At 42.6% G+C, this 20,353-nt stretch carries 14 protein-coding genes and 1 riboswitch; of the genes, 9 read left to right on the forward strand and 5 right to left on the reverse strand.

From position 1 onward, the window contains the following. The first annotated feature begins 27 nt into the window (after positions 1-27). From MHI58_RS05400 to MHI58_RS05425, 6 genes are read left to right on the forward strand one after another with little or no spacing between them, the layout of a single operon-like run. Positions 28-1,374 carry an aspartate aminotransferase family protein gene (locus MHI58_RS05400; protein WP_045034701.1) on the forward strand — a complete coding sequence of 449 codons (1,347 nt, stop codon included), beginning with the start codon at positions 28-30 and terminating at the stop codon, positions 1,372-1,374. Beyond that, positions 1,361-2,857, forward strand: a complete 1,497-nt coding sequence (locus MHI58_RS05405) for an aspartate aminotransferase family protein (protein WP_041507481.1) — start codon at positions 1,361-1,363, stop codon at positions 2,855-2,857. The genes MHI58_RS05400 and MHI58_RS05405 overlap by 14 nt, the downstream gene beginning before the upstream one ends. Then, positions 2,854-4,635 carry an IucA/IucC family siderophore biosynthesis protein gene (locus MHI58_RS05410; RefSeq protein WP_045034700.1) on the forward strand — a complete coding sequence of 594 codons (1,782 nt, stop codon included), beginning with the start codon at positions 2,854-2,856 and terminating at the stop codon, positions 4,633-4,635. The genes MHI58_RS05405 and MHI58_RS05410 overlap by 4 nt, the downstream gene beginning before the upstream one ends. Beyond that, entirely contained in the window at positions 4,632-5,186 is a 555-nt protein-coding gene (locus MHI58_RS05415) for a GNAT family N-acetyltransferase (protein ID WP_045034699.1), read from the forward strand. The genes MHI58_RS05410 and MHI58_RS05415 overlap by 4 nt, the downstream gene beginning before the upstream one ends. After that, positions 5,161-6,510, forward strand: a complete 1,350-nt coding sequence (locus MHI58_RS05420; protein WP_045034698.1) for a lysine N(6)-hydroxylase/L-ornithine N(5)-oxygenase family protein — start codon at positions 5,161-5,163, stop codon at positions 6,508-6,510. The genes MHI58_RS05415 and MHI58_RS05420 overlap by 26 nt, the downstream gene beginning before the upstream one ends. A 13-nt stretch (positions 6,511-6,523) precedes the next feature. Next, positions 6,524-8,338: an IucA/IucC family siderophore biosynthesis protein gene (locus MHI58_RS05425; protein ID WP_035700240.1), complete on the forward strand. Its 1,815-nt coding sequence runs from the start codon at positions 6,524-6,526 to the stop codon at positions 8,336-8,338. Positions 8,339-8,383: 45 nt separating this feature from the next. On the opposite strand, the gene MHI58_RS05430 is transcribed toward MHI58_RS05425, so the two are convergent. From MHI58_RS05430 to MHI58_RS05450, 5 genes are all read right to left on the reverse strand, one after another. Then, the gene (locus MHI58_RS05430) at positions 8,384-9,241 is read right to left on the reverse strand and encodes a GNAT family N-acetyltransferase (protein WP_045034697.1); all 858 of its coding nucleotides are present in this window, start codon (positions 9,239-9,241) and stop codon (positions 8,384-8,386) included. A gap of 159 nt (positions 9,242-9,400) precedes the next feature. After that, positions 9,401-10,336, reverse strand: a complete 936-nt coding sequence (locus MHI58_RS05435; RefSeq protein WP_041507476.1) for a hypothetical protein — start codon at positions 10,334-10,336, stop codon at positions 9,401-9,403. 117 nt (positions 10,337-10,453) lie between these two features. Further along, a complete protein-coding gene (metH, locus tag MHI58_RS05440) occupies positions 10,454-13,882 on the reverse strand; it encodes a methionine synthase (protein WP_045034696.1) in 3,429 nt (1,142 codons plus the stop codon). After that, a complete protein-coding gene (locus MHI58_RS05445; RefSeq protein WP_045034695.1) occupies positions 13,866-15,707 on the reverse strand; it encodes a bifunctional homocysteine S-methyltransferase/methylenetetrahydrofolate reductase in 1,842 nt (613 codons plus the stop codon). Before MHI58_RS05445 ends, metH begins: the two co-directional genes overlap by 17 nt. A gap of 78 nt (positions 15,708-15,785) precedes the next feature. Beyond that, a riboswitch (SAM riboswitch) is annotated at positions 15,786-15,904 on the reverse strand. A gap of 81 nt (positions 15,905-15,985) precedes the next feature. Then, positions 15,986-16,477, reverse strand: a complete 492-nt coding sequence (locus MHI58_RS05450; protein ID WP_024720044.1) for a YajQ family cyclic di-GMP-binding protein — start codon at positions 16,475-16,477, stop codon at positions 15,986-15,988. A 226-nt stretch (positions 16,478-16,703) separates the two neighbouring features. Between MHI58_RS05450 and MHI58_RS05455 the strand changes: the two genes are divergently transcribed. From MHI58_RS05455 to MHI58_RS05465, 3 genes are all read left to right on the forward strand, one after another. Further along, entirely contained in the window at positions 16,704-17,552 is an 849-nt protein-coding gene (locus MHI58_RS05455) for a S1 RNA-binding domain-containing protein (RefSeq protein WP_017360190.1), read from the forward strand. Positions 17,553-17,709: 157 nt separating this feature from the next. Further along, entirely contained in the window at positions 17,710-18,687 is a 978-nt protein-coding gene (locus MHI58_RS05460; RefSeq protein ID WP_039167385.1) for a BMP family protein, read from the forward strand. Further along, on the forward strand, positions 18,684-20,333 hold the full coding sequence (locus MHI58_RS05465; RefSeq protein WP_045034694.1) for a methyl-accepting chemotaxis protein: 1,650 nt from the start codon (positions 18,684-18,686) through the stop codon (positions 20,331-20,333). Before MHI58_RS05460 ends, MHI58_RS05465 begins: the two co-directional genes overlap by 4 nt. Positions 20,334-20,353 lie beyond the last annotated feature (20 nt).

Consider the following 20,353-nt stretch of genomic DNA (forward strand, 5'->3'; position numbering starts at 1 on the left):
CTTTATCAATTGGAGGAGTGTTTTATTATGTCCATCAAAACCGTTTCTAAAAATCAGCAATTTTTAGAGCAACAAAGTCAAAGAGAATCTAATGCAAGGTCTTACCCGAGACGGTTCCCATTAGCCATGCAAAAAGCCGAAGGTATGATCGTGACAGATGCAGATGGTAGAGAATTTTATGACTGCCTAGCAGGTGCAGGAACACTTGCCCTTGGTCACAATCACCCGGTTGTTATAGATGCTATTGAACGTATGCTTCATGAAAAAAGACCGTTGCATACGCTGGACATCACTTCAGAGATTAAAGAAGAATTTGTGAATGAGATTTTTTCTCACTTGCCAGAAGAGTTTGCAAAAAGAGCAAAAATTCAATTTTGTGGACCAACTGGTGGTGATGCTATAGAAGCAGCAATTAAATTAGTCAAGACAGCGACGGGAAATCGTTCCATTCTATCATTCCACGGAGCATATCATGGTGCTACACATGGCACGATGTCATTAAGCGGCAACTTATCGCCAAAGGAAAAAGTACAAGGATTAATGCCAGATGTTCACTTCCTGCCTTATCCATATGAATACCGCTGCCCATTTGGAATTGGCGGTAAAGACTCACATCGCATTTCAAGCTCTTATATTGAGCGTGTATTAAATGACCCTGAGAGTGGAATTCTCCCGCCAGCAGGCATGATCTTTGAAGCGGTGCAAGGGGAGGGCGGCTCCATCCCGGCATCAATTGAATGGATACAAGAAATGAGACGAATCACAAAAGAAAAAGGAATTCCACTTATTATTGATGAGGTTCAATCAGGCATCGGCCGAACTGGTAAGATGTTTGCCTTTGAACATGCTGGTATTGTGCCAGATGTCATTGTGTTATCAAAAGCAATTGGGGGAAGCCTTCCGCTATCCGTTGTGATTTATGATAAAGACTTAGATCAATGGAATCCAGGTGCACACATTGGCACGTTCAGAGGAAATCAAATGGCGATGGCAGCTGGAACTGCTACGCTTAAATATATAAAAGAAACCAATCTGCTTGATCATGTAGAAGAGCTTGGTCAGCGTATGCAGGCCAATCTAAAAGACATTCAAAAACAAGTGCCTGCTCTCGGTGATGTGCGAGGAAGAGGATTAATGATTGGTGTTGAAGTTGTGAATCCAGATGAGAAACAGGATGTGGACGGCAGTTATCCAGCAAATCCAGAGCTAGCCAGTCTCATTCAAAAGAATTGTTTTGATAAAGGCTTAATTGTGGAGACAGGAGGCCGTTTTGGAAGTGTGATTCGATTCTTACCGCCTTTGATCATGACAGAAGAACAGCTTGAAAAAGTCATCACGATTTTTAAAGAGGCAGTTTACGATGCAGTCAACTAAACCGTCTGTCGATTCATTATTTATTCAACAAAGCCAGCTTGGGAGGGAGTCCTTCCAAGCGGCTCTCTACACATCCATCGATAGCTTACTGGCAGAGTGGCAAACAAGCAGAGGACCGTATAGCGGAATATTGCCTGGGAAATTAGCGGCTCATGTCGAATCGTTATTCCAGATTCAACCGGCTGGTGAATCCATTGAGTCTGTTTTTCAAGATATAAAAAATCACCTTTTACCGCATTTAGTTGATGTGTCACATCCTAAATGCCTGGCACATTTGCATTGCCCACCTCTTATTCCTGCTCTGGCAGCAGAGGTGATCGTAAGTTCCTTTAACCAATCAATGGATTCCTTTGATCAAAGCGGCATTGCATCTTTGGTTGAGGAGGAAATCCTCAAGTGGTTATGTGAAAAGTTTTCTTATGGAGAACGAGCAGATGGGACCTTTACGAGCGGTGGAACCCAATCTAACTACATGGGACTGCTTTTAGCAAGAGATGCATTTTGTGAAAACACTTGGCAATGGAATGTACAGCAGAAAGGGTTGCCGAGCGAGGCAAACCGTATGCGGATTCTTTGCTCCAAGAATGCCCACTTCACTGTGAAAAAATCAGCATCTCAGCTAGGTTTAGGTGAACAGGCTGTTGTGTTAGTTGAGACGGACGAACATCACCGAATGGACCTGCATGATTTGCAGAAGAAACTTATGGAGCTTAAAGAGCAGGATTTGCTTCCATTTGCAGTCGTGGCGACTTGCGGGACAACTGATTTTGGCAGTATTGATCCTGTACGTGACATATATGACATGGTGAAGCCTTTCGGTTTGTGGATTCATGCAGATGCTGCCTATGGAGGAGCGCTTGTATTAAGCAAAACCTTCCAAGGAAAATTAGATGGCATCGAGCTGGCTGATTCGATCACGATTGACTTTCATAAGCAATTTTATCAGCCGATCTCCTGCGGGGCATTTTTACTAAAGGATAAAAGACATTTTGGTTTGATTGATTACCACGCAGATTATCTCAATCCAAAGGAAGATGAACTGGAAGGCATTCTGCATCTCGTGAATAAATCTGTTCAGACGACGCGCCGATTTGATGCGCTAAAACTCCTTCTCTCTCTGCGTATGATTGGAGAAGAAGGATTTGCAAGTATCATTGACCATACCATCCATTTTGCGAAAGATGTGGCTACGTTGATTGAGAAAAATGAGCATCTTGAGGTGATCAATCCTGATCCAGAAATCAATGCAGTCGTGTTTCGTTTTATAGATGATCATCAAGCAGAGGACATCAATAAAATCATTCATCGCACACTTTTCCAAACAGGAACGGCTGTCGTAGCAAAAACAGTAGCCGATGGTCAAACATGCTTAAAATTTACTTTGTTAAATCCGAGAACGACTATTACACATATTGAGGAAATCCTTTCTGACATTGTTGATATCGGGATCGCTCATATTCAATCCGGGAGGGTACTACGTTGAGTCAATATAAACAAATGGCTGAAAATGCAACTATGCAAAGCTTTTTAAACTGTTTTTTACGTGAAACAGGAATTGATCGATCTGCAAAGAAAGAGACAAAAGCAGACGGCTCACTTGTATTTGTAGCAGCATTAGCAAAACAAGATCTTGAGCTTGTCATTCCGATTCGATATTTTTCGCCTGTAGGCCGTCATCTCTTTGATTTTCCCGTTCGCTTTCGCCCGCAAGGCAGTGAGCAACAGGGAACGATCATCGATTACACCACACTTGTTGCTTTATGTTCAAAGGAACTTCTCATTGAATACGGCCGCACAGATGCAGAGGATGAGTTCATGCTTCGCATCATTTTAAGCTGCCGGAATATTGAACGATTCATCAGAGAGAGAGAAAGTGATCGAGCGGCTCTTTCTTCAGCAGATTTTGAATATATCGAAGCGGAGCAGTCACTTCTTCTTGGGCATTTAACGCATCCTACACCAAAAAGCAGACAAGGAATGACAGAAGAGGAGGAAGCTATTTATTCTCCTGAGTTGAAAGGCTCTTTCCAGCTTCATTACTTTAAAGCACATCCGTCAATTGTGCTTCAGGATTCTTCTCTTTCACAATCTGCGGCAAGTCTCATGTTTGAGGAGCTCATGCGCCAGATGCCAGAAGAAAAAGAGAGACTGACGACGTTAACAGAAGGCGGTGAATATGTCCTGATTCCGATTCATCCGCTACAAGTCCAAGTGGTCATGGAGAAAGCGTTCGTCAAGCGTTATATAGAGGACGGGATGCTGACATATTTAGGGCCGCTAGGATCTGAATACACAGCGACATCTTCCTTTAGAACGGTCTATCAAAAAGACTCTGCGTACATGCTTAAATTCTCTGTCCCTGTAAAGATCACAAACTCTTTACGCGTTAACAAACAAAAGGAACTTGATCGTGGAGTTGAGATGTCTCGTATCTTAAAAACAGAATTAGGCGTTTCTTTATATGACAAATTCTCTGGATTCCGTGTGATTGAAGATCCTGCGTATCTATCTATTCAAGGGGATGAGGCGGAATCTGGCTTTGAAGTCGTCATTCGTCAAAATCCATTTTTGCATCATGAAAAAGGGGCAAGCTTAATTGCAGGGCTATGTCAGGATCATGCATATGGAGAAAAATCACGCCTTTCAGGCATTATCCATGAATTAGCAGATGCTGAAGGCAGATCAACAGAAGATGTCAGCCGTGATTGGTTCACACAATATTTATCGATTGCGTTAGAGCCGATGCTTTGGCTGTTTGAAACGTATGGACTTGCCCTTGAAGCCCATCAGCAAAATGCTGTCGTACAGCTAAAGAATGGATATCCGCACACATTCTATTATCGTGACAACCAAGGCTACTATTATAGCGAATCGAAAAAGGGTCAGCTTGCGAAGCTTGTTCAAAACTTAAGCGTCAGAAGTGAAACCATTTGTGCAGACGATGTAGCGGTTGAGAGACTGCGTTACTATTTCTTCTTTAATCATTTGTTTGGTCTTGTGAATGGTTTTGGTACAGAGGGGCTTGCAAAAGAAGAAGATTTATTAGCCCTGATTAGAGACACACTGCTTGCGCATGAAGAGACATATGGTGCATCTGAGCTGACGAACAGTCTTCTCCGGTCACAGGAGCTGCCTTCAAAAGCGAACTTACTCACGCGGTTTGAAGATATGGATGAGCTGACCGGTTCTTTAGAAACTCAATCCAGGTACACGTCTGTATTGAATCCGCTCTTTTTACATAAGGAGGCGCTGATTGGATGAGGCATCGAATTGGGTTCATTCGCGCTGAATATGAACGGGACGTCCAGCTTGTCCACAAGTGGATGCAAGAAGAGTATGTTCACCCATTTTGGCATTTGAATATTCCATTTCCTGCTTTTGAAAAGCACTTTTATCAGGCCATTCATGATCCGCATCAAACCCTTTATTTAGGAACCATTGATGGCACGCCGATGAGCTATTTTGAAGCATACAATGTGAAAGGGGATATCATTGAATCGTACTATGAGCCTTCTCCGCATGATCAAGGCATTCACCTGTTAATTGGAGAGCCAGATTATGTAGGGAAAGGATTTGCGGCTTCGCTGCTTCAAGCCATGACAGCATTTCAGTTTGAGCAGAACAAACGAACAGAAAAAATCGTGGCTGAGCCAGATATTCGGAACGAAAAAATGATTCATGTCTTTGAAAAGTGTGGATTCGAACGTGTGAAACCAGTCACTTTACCAGATAAAACAGGTCTTTTGATGTTTTGTCATCGAGATCGATTTGAAAGGAAGTATAACCATGACGCGGTTCAACAAGCAAAATAATGTAGTGGATGTCATTGGGATTGGCATTGGACCATTTAACCTAGGGCTTGCTGCATTATCTGAAGAAGTAGATGAAATTGACGCTTTGTTTTTTGAAAGAAGTGAAGCGTTCCACTGGCATCCAGGTATGCTCATTGAAGGGACAACACTTCAAGTCCCCTTTTTAGCGGATCTTGTCAGTATGGCAGATGTGAAAAGCAAATATAGCTTTCTCAACTATTTGCAGGAACAAAACCGTTTGTATTCATTTTACTTTCTAGAAGACTTCCATATCCCGCGCAAGGAATATAGCCATTATTGCCGCTGGGTCGCGGATCAATTAGATTCTTGCCGATTTGGCATGAATGTCGAATCTGTCTCCATCGTTGAAAAAGCTGGAGAAAAACGATATGAAGTGCATGTCCGTCATGTGAAAGATCAAACGGTAGAGGTGTTTGAAAGTAAGCATCTTGTTTTAGGTATCGGTACACAGCCTGCGGTACCAGTATCTCTTCAGCCAGCTTTAGGGGATCGGGTGTTTCATTCTGCTGATTACTTGAAACGAAAGAAAGAAGGCTGTTTTAAAGGAAAATCCGTGACGGTCATCGGTTCTGGTCAAAGTGCAGCAGAAGTATTCTATGACATTTTATCAGACGATGAGGCGAAGGATATTCATTGGTTTACACGCTCTAAAGGGTTTTTTCCAATGGAATATTCAAATTTGGGTCTTGAGTATTTCTCTCCAGACTATATTGATTTCTTTTATGAGCTTCCGCAGCCTAAAAAAGATGCGCTATTAAAACAGCAAGATTTGTTGTATAAAGGCATCAGCTCAGCGATGATCCGAGATATTTATCACTTGCTTTATGAACGTTCTGCTTGCGGAGAGCAGCTGAACACCGTGCTGCAGGCGATGACGGAAGTCAATTTGATTGAGGAAACGAGGGACGGCTTATCGCTTTCATGCAATCAATGGGTCAAAGAGGACTCCTTTACGCATGAGACAGACATTGTCGTCTTGGCAACGGGCTATCAATCTGTATTACCGCCATTTATTGATCCGATTTCCCATCATATTCAGTGGGATCATCAAGGACGCTTCCAGGTTGAACGTGAATATCGATTGAAAACAAACACATTAGGTGAGAATGATATTTTTGTACAGAATGCAGAGCTTCATACACATGGAGTAGGCGCACCAGATTTAGGGCTAGGGGCGTACCGAAACAGTGTCATTATCAATGAACTGGCTCGTCGACCTGTGTATCCACTTTATCAAAAGCATGTTTTCCAGACATTCGGTACACATAAACACGCAAATACATTTGAAGAAATCAGAGGGTAAGGAGGATGAACCGATGAGTGTACAAGATGAATTGAAAAAAGCGGTCAATCCTGCTGCTTGGAAAAAAGCAAACCAGCGAATGGTGGCAAAAATGCTGTCCGAATATATGTATGAGGATATGCTTCATCCCGTTCAGCTAAACCATCAGGATGGCATCGCCCAATATGAATTAATCATTCACGAACAGAAGAAATATCGTTATCTCGCAAAACCTCGTTTGTTTGATAGTTTTGATACGATTGCTGAATCGATCGAGTGCTGTCAAGACGGAACATGGACAAAGGACGTTAGTGCCATTGTGTTTTTACTAGACATTCAGCCAATCATCCCAATGTCTTCTGAAACAACTGGCCATCTGATCAAAGAGCTTCACCATACCTTGTTAGCGGATGTTCATTTGCTGTCGAAAAAAGCACTTCGTGCAGATGAGCTAACAGATACAGATTATGCATGGATTGAAGGCGAGATGACTGGTCATCCGTGGATCGTCTATAACAAAGGGCGTATTGGATTCAGCTACGATGATTACTTAGCCTATGCACCTGAAAGGCAGGAATGTGTGCAGCTGTCTTGGATTGCTGTTCACCGAGAACTTGCGACTTTCCATGCGGTCGATCATGAGAACTATGAGCACATCATTGCCAAAGAATTAGACGAAGTCACGATTCGTCAATTCCAACGTGTGTTAAAGGATGAAGGGCTGAATGCGGCTGATTATTATATGATGCCTGTTCATAAATGGCAGTGGACGCATATGATCATCCAGCATTTCCCTGAAGATTTAGCCATGCGCCGTATTGTGTATTTAGGAGAAGGGCTGGATCAATATATTCCACAGCAATCGATCAGAACCTTTACAAACATCTCAAATAAAGGCAAGCATCATATTAAACTGCCAATGAGTATTTTAAATACGCTAGTGTACCGGGGGCTCCCATCAGAACGTACGGTGATTGCTCCTCGTATTACAGCACATATTAAAGGAATCGCCGATCAAGACGCCTTTTTATCCGATGTATGCCGCGTGATTTTACCAGGTGAGAATGCGAGTATCAATGTTGATCATCCTTATTACAGCAAGCTACCTGGTGCGCCATATCAATACCTTGAAATGCTTGGGGTCATTTTTAGAGAAAGCATTTATACGTATTTAGATGAAGGGGAGAGCCCTGTTACGCTAGCGGCACTGACTTATGAGGATCATGAAGGCGAGCCTTATCTGAAGCAGCTCATTGAAAAATCGGGTCTGTCAGCAAAAGAATGGATGGCGTCATTCTTCCATGTTGTCATGCCGCCGCTTCTGCACTTTATGTATCAATATGGCACGGTGTTTTCACCTCACGGACAAAATACAATTCTTGTATTAAAAGATCATAAGCCGCATCGTTTGGCGATCAAAGATTTTGTTGATGATGTGAACATTAGTGATCAACCGCTGCCTGAATTGGCTTCATTAGAAGAAGATCTAAAGGAAGTGCTGCGTAGTGAGCCGCCTGAGGGTCTTGTACAATTTATTTTTACGGGCCTGTTTATTTGCAATCTTCGTTACGTGTCAAATGTGTTAGACAATCACAATCTGTTAGATGAAACGACGCTTTGGCGCTTGCTTGCAGAAGAAATTCAGCAGTATCAAAAGCAATTTCCACAGCTAAAAGATCGTTTTGCTTTATTTGATCTATTCCAGCCTCAGCTGACAAAGCTTTGCTTAAACCGTAATCGCATGATTGATTACGGCTATGGAGACGGAGATGACCGGCCGCATGCATCAGAGCATGGCAAGGTCACAAATGCACTCGCTCAAGTTCTCTCATCCGTAGGCGAAAAATAAAAAAGAAAAGCTGCAGACAACATCTGTCTACAGCTTTTTGATTTTTTAAGAAAATGCTTGTGAGGCCAGGAAATAGAGAAACGCCGGATCATTCTGCTTTTCGTTCCCGCGAATCATCATAAAATGTGCGACGTTTGTTTTCGTAAATCCTGCTTCTACAAGTGATGTATGCAGGCGTTCAGCTGTTTCTTCCTGCATATCTAAACGAAAGGCGCCAGAATAAGACGTGAGAAGTGATTGAATGAGTGATAGCGCCGTTTGTTCATCGTTTGCTGCAAGCGGGCCAATCATCAGATTAGCTGGTGTTTCCACACCAAATGCGAAGCCGGTGATTTCGTGGTGTTCATCCTTTGCGATCAGTTTAAATGCTGCTCGCTCCATTCGCTTTATTAAGAAGTTTGATCGATTGGTTCCTGCGCCTTTTTCATCCAGCCTTTCAATAGACGGGAGGTGCGTTTCATCAGCGGGAAAAAGATGAATCTGATGTGACGGGTGAAGCGCACTAGGATTTGTTTTTTGTGCTTTGTATGTATGAATATAACCGGCTGTCTGAAAGCCGATTTTTTCATAAACTGGCTGTCCTTGTACAGTAGCTGTTAAAACGACAGGGACACTTGGATCACTATGACGAAGCAGTGTGTCAATCATTTGACGGGCAAGACCGAGGCCTCGATGTGTCTCAGATACAATGACCGCCCCAATTGATGCCACTCTGTCATACTGAAAAAGTCCAGCGCATGAAATGACTTGTCCGTCAGTTGTTGTAAAACCGGTAAAATGTCCATTTGTTAAAAGAGATGTGAGCTCTTCCGCATTGTAATCAGGCCAGTCGACCTCTTTTGACAATGCGACAAGGTCTGGTATGTCATCAAGGGTTAAAGTTCGTTGTATAACGTTTGCCAATACACGCAACTCCTTCTTAGCTGATTTCTCTATATGTATCGTACCATAAGAACGCATAAGAAAAAGGAAAAGGGGATACCTTTTCCTTCACCGTATAGACAAACCCTCGCATTTGGTGTCAGTCCTGCGCTTCGGTGCTCCCTTTTCCTTTTGACTAGTTTAATAATTGAGGTCACGGTTGTATTCATATTCAAAGGTGAGCTGTAAGTTTTTAATTGAGACAACGCCTACTTTGATTAGCCGTCCACCGATCAATTGAGGAACCTCGGTTGCATTAAAAGAAACAAAAAAGCGGTCTTTTGCTGGCACTTGACTTGTTTTATAAGAAGAGATGTCAACTTTTTGACCGTTCCAAGGTACGTTCACTGTTCCGCCTTTTAAGGAAGAGACGGTGAATACATAATTATATGCATTTGTACTGCCTTTTTCAGCTTCTAATGACAGGCCAGTGACAACGGCATCCTGCGGCAAGCTGCTTAAATCAAAAGAAGAATTGGGAGATCCGGCTTCATTGAAACTATTCAATGTGGCAGGTGATCCATATCGTTTGGTTGTGCCTTTTTCAATACTTTTATCAAAGACAATACGATACATGTTGTCCTCTTCATTTAATAATTGCTTTGGTTTGACGGCTAAATAGTAGTCAGTGCTTGCGGCAATTTTCGGCATATGGATGATTTCATTTTGGTTGTTTGTCCGCACAGAGGAAGACACGAGTGACCCGCTCTGATTGTAAAGATAAAGATCGAAATCATTTCCAGCTTTCACATTGACGAGTTTGATAGAAAAGCGGCCATCTGCTCCATCAAATTTAGAGCTGGTGAACCGGTAAAAATCAATGTCATTCATAGAAGAGATACTACCTTCGTGATATAAATAGGTCTTGTTTAGATGAAGAGAGTGCTGTAAGAATTGAGCTTTTTCCATCGTATCATTGTTTGCATAATCACTGTCTGGATACAGATGCTCCAATTCTTCTGTATAATATTTTGTTTGTTTCGTAGAAGTTTCACTCGCTTGAGCAGGTGATTGGAAAAGAGGGCTAGCGATAAAGAGGCCTGTAAGCAATAAAACCCCGATCTTCTTTTTGAACATGACAAACATCTCCTTTTAAGTAAATGACTTTCATTTATAATATCGGTAAATAAACGTAATTTTTCATATTTATTCCATTTTTATTTGTAAAAAGAACCTCCCATTCAGGAGGTTTTTTTAGTGAACGTTAAAATATCGAGCTTCAGGATGAGAAACGACAATGGCTGAAACAGATGCTTCGGGCTCCATCATAAACCCTTCTGTGAGATGAATCCCGATTTTTTCTGGCTGCAGCAGGTGAAATAGTTTTTCTTGGTCTTCTAGATTAGGGCACGCTGGATAGCCAAAGGAATAGCGCTGACCTTGATATTTGGCTTGGAACCGTTTCTCCATCGTGAAATCGACTGGGTCTGGGAATCCCCATTTATCACGAATTACTTGGTGCGTTCGTTCAGCCAATCCTTCTGCAAGCTCAAGTGCTAAAGCTTGGACCGCATGCATTTTTAAATAGTCACCCTCTTGTTTAAATTGCTGCGCAACCTCTCGTATGCGGGCACCAGCCGTCACTGCAAATAAGGCGATATAATCTTTCTCGTTCTCTCCGCTTTTCCGCACATAATCAGAAATAGACCGGTACGGAAGTTTTTCCTGTCTTGGAAATTGGAATGTCTCAATGACGCGGTCAGGCGCTTCTGGATCGTAGATATGCAGGTCATTCCCATTTGAATTGGCAGGGAAGAATTGATAGACGAATGCAGGTGCAAACCAGTTTTTCTCTCTGCCTTCTTGAAGAAGATCTGTGATCAGCTGTTTTAACTCTAATGCTTTTGGATGCTGTTCAGCCAACAGCTTTTTGACCTTTCCTTTTAAACCGAGATGATGGCCGATCAGCATTTGCTCATTGACATAGGGCATAATGTGGTGCAAATCAATATCCCGTACATAATGGCGTTTCGTATTTTCTGGCGTGAAAATCGCTGCCTCCGAAAGTGTCGCGCGTTTTTCTAGTAATTCAATCACGGCTTTTGGCCGCGTTGTTTCTTTTTCCTTATGGAGTGTTTCTTGATCCTCTAAGGGTTTTGTTTGAAATTGAAGAGGGTTCGCTCTTAATTCATTCGCTAAAGACAGGCCGTCCATTGCATCTTTGGCGTAAAGGACGGGACCATCATATTGAGGCGAAATTTTCATCTTCGTAAACTTCCGTGAAAGCGCCGCGCCGCCCACCAAAATGGGAACAGAAATGTTTGCTTTTTGTAAATCTTGAGCGGTCAAGACCATTTGCTGTGCTGATTTGACAAGTAAACCTGATAATCCAATCATATCTGGCTTTTCTTTTTGCACCGCCTCAATCAATGTTTGCGGGGTTACTTTGATTCCGAGATCGACGACGTGAAAGCCATTATTGCTCAAAATGATGTCGACCAGGTTTTTCCCTATATCATGGACATCGCCTTTGACGGTGGCGAGGAGAATCTTCCCTTTGCCGCTTGCGTCCTTTTTCTCCATAAATTGCTCAAGGTATGAAACAGATGCTTTCATGACCTCAGCGGATTGGAGGACTTCAGCTACAATCAATTCGTTTTGATTAAAAAGGCGCCCAACCTCTGACATTCCCTGCATTAATGGTCCATTGATGACATGAAGAGGTGATTCAAATTTCTCCAAAGCAAGGGCCAAATCATCAATCAGGCCTTCTTTCGTCCCTTCGACGACATAGAGTGCCAGCCTTTCATCAAGTGATAAGGAGATCTTTGGTTTCTTCTCTGTTTTCTTTTTCCCGCGATAAAATTGGGTGAACTCAGCAAGGGTTTGATCATTTGTTTCATAAAGTAAAGTTTCAGCCAGCTTGATTTCTTCCTTTGGAATTGAAGCGAAGCGTTCAAGCTTTTCAGTATTCACGATCGCATAATCAAGCCCTGCTTTTACGCAGTGATACAAATAAACGGCATTCAATATTTCTCTGCCAACTGGCGGGAGTCCGAAAGACACGTTACTAATGCCTAAAATGGTGAGACATTCAGGCAGTGCTGCTTTGATTCGCTCAATGCCTTTAATCGTCTCTTCAGCAGCCCCAATATACTGTTCGTCTCCAGTACCTACTGGAAAGACAAGCGGGTCAAAAATGATATCACTCGCAGGGATTCCATATTTTTTCGTGAGCAGGTCATGGGATCTTACGGCAATCTCAAGTTTTCGATCTGCTGTGACGGCCATCCCTTTTTCATCGATTGTTCCAACAACAAGTGCGCCGCCATATAGCTTGACAAGCGGAAGAATCTCTTCAAAGCGCTCTTTTCCATCCTCTAAATTAATAGAATTAATAATGGCTTTTCCTTGAGAATACATGAGTGCTTTTTCGATGACATGTTTATCGGTTGAATCAATGACAAAAGGAGCTTTCACTTTTTTCATGGCTTCTTTTAAAAAGCCTTCCATGTCTGCTATCTCATCACGATCAGGGTCTGCTAGACACACATCAATGACGTGAGCGCCATTTTTCACTTGAGCACGGGCAATTTCTGCGGCCTCTTCAAACTTTTGTTCTGCGATGAGCCGTTTGAATTTGCGTGAACCAATGACATTTGTGCGCTCACCAACAAAGAGGGGGCGCATTGCTTCTTCATAAATGAGGGGCTCGATTCCTGATACGGTATGCGGTGATGACTCATGCGACATGCTGCGGGGCTGAAGCGAACGTACTTCATCTGACAATGCCTGAATATGTGCAGGCGTTGTACCGCAGCAGCCGCCGACGATATTTAACCAGCCTTCTTTTGCAAAAGCGGCAATTTTTTTAGCAAGCGAAGCAGGGGATTCGTGATATTGCCCTTCTTCATCAGGGAGACCAGCGTTTGGATAGCAGCTGACAGCCGACTTTGAGATGGAGGAGAGTGTACGGATATGGTCTGTCATAAATTCTGGACCAGTTGCACAGTTTAGTCCGACGCTGATTGGTTTCATATGCTCAAGTGAGATATAAAAGGCTTCAATATCTTGACCGGCAAGGGTGGTGCCCATTGGTTCAATCGTCCCTGACACCATCAGTGGCAGCTCAATACCGGTCGCGTGAAAGGCTTCTTGAATACCTTTAAATCCAGCTTTGACATTCAGCATGTCTTGACTCGTTTCTAAAAGAAGAGCATCACATTTCCCATCAATCAGGGCGCGGGCTTGTTCTTCATAATTTGCAACGAGCTCTTCAAACGTTGTGCCGCCTGTTACGGATAATGTTTTTGTAGTGGGCCCCATTGCGCCTACAACAAAGCGGGGCCAGTCTGGTGTCGACAAACGGTCTGCTTCACGCTTTGCCAGCTGAGCTGCTTTTACGTTCAATTCATAGGCGAGATGGCCAAGTCCATATTCATCGAGAACGAGCTTCGTTGCGCCGAATGTATTTGTTTCGATTAAATCTGCACTTGCTTCAAGATATTGCCGGTGAATCGTGGAGATAATATGAGAGGCTGTGACGTTCAAATATTCGTTACAGCCCTCATACTCTTCTCCGCCGAAATCCTCTGCTGTGAGATCGGCGTTTTGAATCATTGTGCCCATTGCACCGTCAAGGACGAGGATGCGTTTTTTGAGCTGTTCAGTGATAGTTGGCATGGATGTTTGGCTCCTTTTCTTTCTGATGGATGTAAGTTGTCAGTTCTGCTGTTAAATCTGATCGAAGGAAAGGGGTAATTAAATAGATACCATTAAACAATTCGCAGGCTGTATCTAATAAAGAGCGGGCAATCGCTAACCCTTCTGTCCGCTGCTTTTCTTTATCTTCGCCTGCCTTGGCCATAATCTCACGAATCGAGTCAGACAATTTAATGCCGGGAATTTCATGATGAATAAACTCAGCATTTCGGCTGCTTGTTAGCGGCATAATACCGATGTAAATCGGTTTATCCAAATGTCGGCTTTCTTCATGAATCTTCACAAGCTGTTCCTCAGAGTAAACAGGTTGTGAAATAAAATAATCGGCACCGTATTCGATTTTCTTCTCGAGGCGTTTGACCGCTTTATCAATATGACGGACATTGGGATTAAACGCGCCAGCCACTGAAAAATTAGTCTTTTTCCCGAGCGGTTTCCCAGAGAAAGATAGCCCCTCGTTAAATTGTTTGATCAGACGGATCAAATCAAAGGAGGTTAAATCATACACAGATGTCGCACCTGGGAAGTCTCCAATTTTAGACGGATCGCCTGTGATGGCTAAAATATCGGTTAGTCCAAGCGTGTCCAGCCCCATTAAGTGGGATTGGAGTCCAATCAAATTGCGATCACGACATGTGATATGGACAAGTGAACGCATATCAAGCTGCTGTTTTAATAAAGCGCCGCATGCCACATTGCTAATACGCGGGGTAGCTAGAGAGTTATCGGCCAGCGTGAGGGCATCAATGCCTGCACTTTTTAATTCGTTCGCTGCGATAAGGAATTTTTCAAAGTTCAGCTTCTTCGGCGGGTCCAGCTCGACGATAATCGAACGTTTTTTCACAGCCAGCTCGTCAAGACCTGGTTCTGTCCGTTGATCTTGGATGGAAATGATTTCTTCTTTTAATACTTTCACTTCTTTTTCGGTGATAGGTGCTAAATCTTTGACCGCCTCAGCCATGGCGCTAATATGCTGAGGGGTTGTTCCGCAGCAGCCTCCAATGATTCGTGCGCCTTGATTTCTAAACTCAAGTGCACTTTTTCGGAAATAATCATTATCTGTATCATAGACGAGTCTGCCTTCTTCAAGGGAGGGAAGACTGCTGTTTGGATAGACAGATAAATGAGAATTTTCCAAAAGTGGAACGCCTTCAAGTGCCTGAATCATATGATAAGGGCCTAATCGGCAGTTAATGCCGACGACATCAGCGCCAAGTGAGGATAATTCAGATAAACCGTCTTTTAGCGGTGTACCGTCCTGCAATACACCTTGCTCATGCATGGAGACGTTCATGACAATCGGAAGCGCTGTTTCTTTGCGAGCAATCTCAAGAACGGCTTTTGCTTCTTCAATATCGTAATATGTTTCAAGCAGTAACCCATCAGGCTCTTCATTTAAAAGGATATAGAGCTGTTCTCTAAAGCTCCGTTTAATCTCGTCTAAAGAGTAGGCATTTTTGTTAAATGTTCGAATGCCGCCGATCGTTCCGAGGACATAAGCTGAGCCAGCGGCTGCTTTAGCAATTTGTACAGCTTTTGTGTTAATGCGTTTTGTTTCTTCCTCTAAGCCATAGCGGGATAGTTTAATATAATTCGCGCCGTATGTGTTCGTTTGAATAATGTCCGCTCCAGCTTGCACATAAGCTTCGTGCACTCTTTTGACTTCATCTTCTTTCGATAAATTTAATTCTTCAAAGCAGCGGTCAATGCCATAAGAGTATAAAAGTGTTCCCATTGCTCCATCAGCAATCAGTACGCGATTTTGTAAGTCTTGTAATAGGCCCATTGGTTTCCTCCTTATTTCTATGTAACAAAAAAAGCCTTCTGATAAGAAGAAGACTTTTTGGCTGTATTGAAATTCTTCTCCTTATCTTCCAAGCAGTTGCTTGCTGGATTTAGCACCTTGGTCATAGAAAATAGATTTCTACTACACCGGTTGCTGAGGCTTCACAGGGCCAGTCCCTCTGCCTCTCTTGATAAGAAAGCGATATGAACATGTCAATGAATTGAACTTCCATCAACTGTATCGAAAAAATCGGAAATAATCAATGGAAAATTTGAAATTTATCGAAAATTTATAAATTGGACGTCAATCGGTAAATCTGCCTTGCGCATGAGCGCCATCACTTCTTGTAAATCATCTTTATTTTTTCCTGTCACACGCACTTGGTCATCCTGAAATTGCGACTTTACTTTTAAACCAGATTGTTTGATCAAGGCATTGATCTTTTTGGCATTGTCCTTATCAATCCCGCTAATCAGCTTTGCACGCTGGCGAACGGTTCCACCTAGGGCATGTTCTGTTTTTCCATAGTCAATGTTTTTAGTCGGTACGTTTCGTTTAATCAGTTTTGTCACAAGGACATCCTTTAGCTGCTCCAGCTTGAAGTCATCATCAGAAATGAGAACGAGTTCTTCTTTTTCTAGTGAAATATCACTTTTACTTCCTTTAAAATCATAACGGTTTTTAATTTCTTTCAGTGCTGCTTGAATGGCGTTTTGCACCTCTGGCAGCTCCACCTTCGATACAATATCAAATGAACTTTCTTTTGCCATCACATATGACCTCCAACTATAGATATTGCGTCTATTTTATCATGCCCATAGGGGAAGAAGAAACTTTATCGAAGAGAGTTCAGATGTATGCGGTATAATTCAAGTGCAGTTTGTCCACTTTAGCTAACAGAACTAGAGATGTTCATGATGACAGAAGTATAGTAGAATAAAGTGAATCAAAAGATGAACGAACGCTCTTTTAAGGGCAGATAGGAAGGAAGAGAACATGAGACCAGGTGAGCAACTGACCTTGCAAATAGATAACGAGATGGAATACGGCTACTTTTTAACAGATGGCGAAGATTCTGTTCTCCTACATCGCAGTGAGATGACAGAGGATATTGGAGATCGTGATGAAGTAGAGGTCTACTTATATGTAGATCATGAAGAAAGACTGGCAGCGACGATGAAAATTCCTAAAATCAATGCACATACATACGACTGGGTAGAAGTCGTAGACGTTGTAGAAGATATGGGTGCTTTTGTCGATATAGGTTTGTCAAAGGATGCACTTGTTGCAACTGAACACCTCCCGCCTTTTGAGGAAGCGTGGCCGAAAAAAGGCGACAAACTATACTGTATGCTCAAAGTGACAAGTTACGGGAGAATGTTCGCAAAACCAGCCACTGAAGATGTGATCAGTGAATTATTTACTGAGGCGCCAGAAACGTTAATGAACAAAGAAATTACGGGAACGATTTATCGCTTAATTGCGACAGGTTCTTTTATGCTGACAGATACAGGCGTGCGTGGGTTTATCCACCGCACGGAACGAAAGGAAGAGCCTAGATTAGGATCGACCGTGACAGGACGCGTCATTGCAGTGAAAGAGGACGGAACCGTGAACGTTTCTCTGCTGCCTAGAAAACAGGATGCATTATCTGTCGATGCAGAAGAAATTTTAACTTACATGAGAACGAGAAACGGTGCAATGCCTTACGGGGATAAAAGTGATCCAGAAGATATCCGGGAAAGATTTCAAATGAGCAAAGCAGCCTTCAAACGAGCATTAGGTCATCTGATGAAAAATGATCTTGTTTACCAAAAAGAAGGATGGACATACGAGAAAAAGTGAGCATTTGCTCGCTTTTTTTATTTTTGTCATAAATAATGGTTTTTTTCAGTGAAAAAAGTCATGAAAAAAGCTGAAAATCCTTCATTTTATCATTGAAACAATGACTCTCAAATCCGATAAATAAGAGGTAAGGATGATAAAAGGAGTGTGTTTTTGGATGAAAGTGAAGATTTCATTACTTCTGATGGCAGCTATGATCATGGTACTCGCCTCATGCAGCAATCAGCAGGGAGGACCCCCGGTATCAAATGCGAAGCATATTGGTGTCATGCTGACGGATGATGGTCTTGGTGATCAATCATTTAACGATTCATCATTTAAAGGATTAGAAAAAGCACGTGATGAGCTTGGCATTGAATTCGATTATAGAGAAATTGCAGAAACCGATACATATGAAAAAGGGCTGACCGAGCTTGTGAAAGATGGAAATGACCTGATCATCGGTGTAGGTTTCAGTATGCAAGAAGACTTAGAAAAGGTAGCGAAAAAATATCCGAAAAAGCAATTTTTACTCATTGATGCTGTGTCTGAACTGAAAAATGTCACATCAGTGACTTTTAAAGAAGAGCAGGGCAGCTATTTAGCGGGAGCTCTTGCTGCCATGACAACAAAAAGTGATGTCATTGGTTTTGTGGGCGGAGTCGATGCAGAGGTGATCCACCGATTTGAACAAGGCTATCAAAAAGGCGCAAAATCTGTGAATCCGAAAATCAAGGTCGTATCCACGTATGCTGGCACATTTAGTGATGCAGGCAAAGGCAGTAAAATAGCGAAAGACATGATCAAAAAGAAAGCAGATGTTTTATATGCCGCAGCCGGTTATACGGGTGTTGGTGTATTAAAAGAAGCGCAAACGCAAGGCAAATATGCAATCGGCGTGGACAGCGATCAGTATTATACAGCTGAAAAAGCCGTTATTTCGTCTATGGTCAAAAAAGTAGATGAAGTCGTTTATCAATTCAGCGAACAGCTCGTCAAAAGCAGCAAAATCAAAAGCGGGCATATCGTCTATGACTTAAGTAATGACGGAATCGATATGGCAAGAATCCGGGTGCTCAAAGATGCTGAGAAATTGACCAAAAAATTAAATGGACTGAAGCAGACACTTCTGAAAGAAGAGGGGGCAGCATCATGAGCTTACGCATCAAAATTTTGCTCAACTCACTCATTTCACTTCTTTTAGCGGTTGGCGTAATTGCCTTTATTATTGTGAGCATGACAAAGATTCAGTCATCAAGCGAAACAGAAGTTCAAACCTTACTGAACGTACAAAAAACGAAGGCCAGCTTTGAAAGTGTCGAACAAGCCATGACCAATTATTCCATGACCCTTTCAGATGAACAGCTAGAGGTCGTTCAAAGCGATATATCGACAGCGAAAAAACAGCTGCAAACGTTAAACAAAAACGCAGGAAATATGAACAAAGAAGCCCTAACACGGTTAAATTCAAAGTTTGACACATGGACGCAAGAAGCAAACAATGCCATTGGTGAAAAAAATGCCTCTGATGCCAGACGAGTAGCTGCCAGAATTGACGGTGTTTTAAACGACGTGCATACGATGAATAAAAGAGCACAAGAAGCGTATGAATACCATTTAGAGGAGGCGGCAGACAATGTGCAATGGATCATTACAAGCGCATCTGTCGCAGCCCTCACGCTGATGGTCATCGCCGTCTTTTTAAATATTGGTTTAACGAGATCCATTGTGACACCAATCAAATCCCTTTCTTACCGGGCAAAACAGATTGCCGAAGGAAACCTCGCTGTGGAGCGGATGAACATCAAGCGGAAAGATGAAATCGGCGGATTAAATGAGTCGTTCAATCAAATGACGGATCAGCTGATTAGCTTGATTCAAGAAATCAGCCATGTCTCAAGTCAAGTGGAATCATTCTCGATTCAGTTAGATGATGAAAACAAAAAGCTTATGGAATCGGCCAATCAAGTGTCTGTATCGACAGACGAAATGGCGAATGGTTCACAAGCGATTTCAGAAGACCTTCAGCATGGCGTTAGTTTGATTGAGAAAATGGATTCACATGGCCGTAAGAATTCCGAGAGATCACATACAGTCATCCGTAGTACAGAGGATGCCATTGGAGCGGTGGAAAGCGGAAAGCACACGTTAACAGAAACAAAAGCAGCCATTGAAAAAAATACACGTGCGACGAGACAAATTGAAGAGTCTGCAGGAGAATTCACTCAGTACGCAAGCGGAATCTCCGCAATGGCCAAAACGGTTTCTGATATTGCGGACCAGACAAACCTCCTTTCGCTTAATGCGGCGATTGAAGCGGCAAGAGCAGGAGAAGCTGGCAAAGGGTTTGCCGTCGTAGCGGACGAAATCCGTAAGTTGGCAGATGAATCGTCTCGTGCAACAAGACAAATTTTTGACATGGTGAGTCATATTGAAAAAGGCATTCAATCCATTAGCCAAACTGTACAAGAAGGGGTCAAGCTATCACTTCAGCAGCAAGATGCAATGGACAAAACCTCACACTCCTTTGAAGATATAGAAACAAAAGCACAACATATTAAGCAAGAAATGGCGGTCTTAAATGACCAAATTATTCAATCAACAGAGCTTGGCGGACAAGTGCTGCACTCGATTGAAAATATTAGTGCCGTTGTAGAAGAAACGGCAGCGGGCAGCGAAGAAATTTCTGCCTCGGCAAACGAACAGCTGCAATCTTTCCATCAAATGAACAAACAAGTAGAAGAACTGATGAATATGACAGCAAGGTTAAACGAAACCGTTCACCGATTTAAGCTATCATAAGAAAAGCACCCTTCCCGTGA

Origin of the sequence: Bacillus sp. FSL K6-2869 (assembly GCF_040869405.1) — a bacterium.
GTDB classification, from domain to species: Bacteria; Bacillota; Bacilli; order Bacillales; family Bacillaceae; genus Bacillus; species Bacillus altitudinis.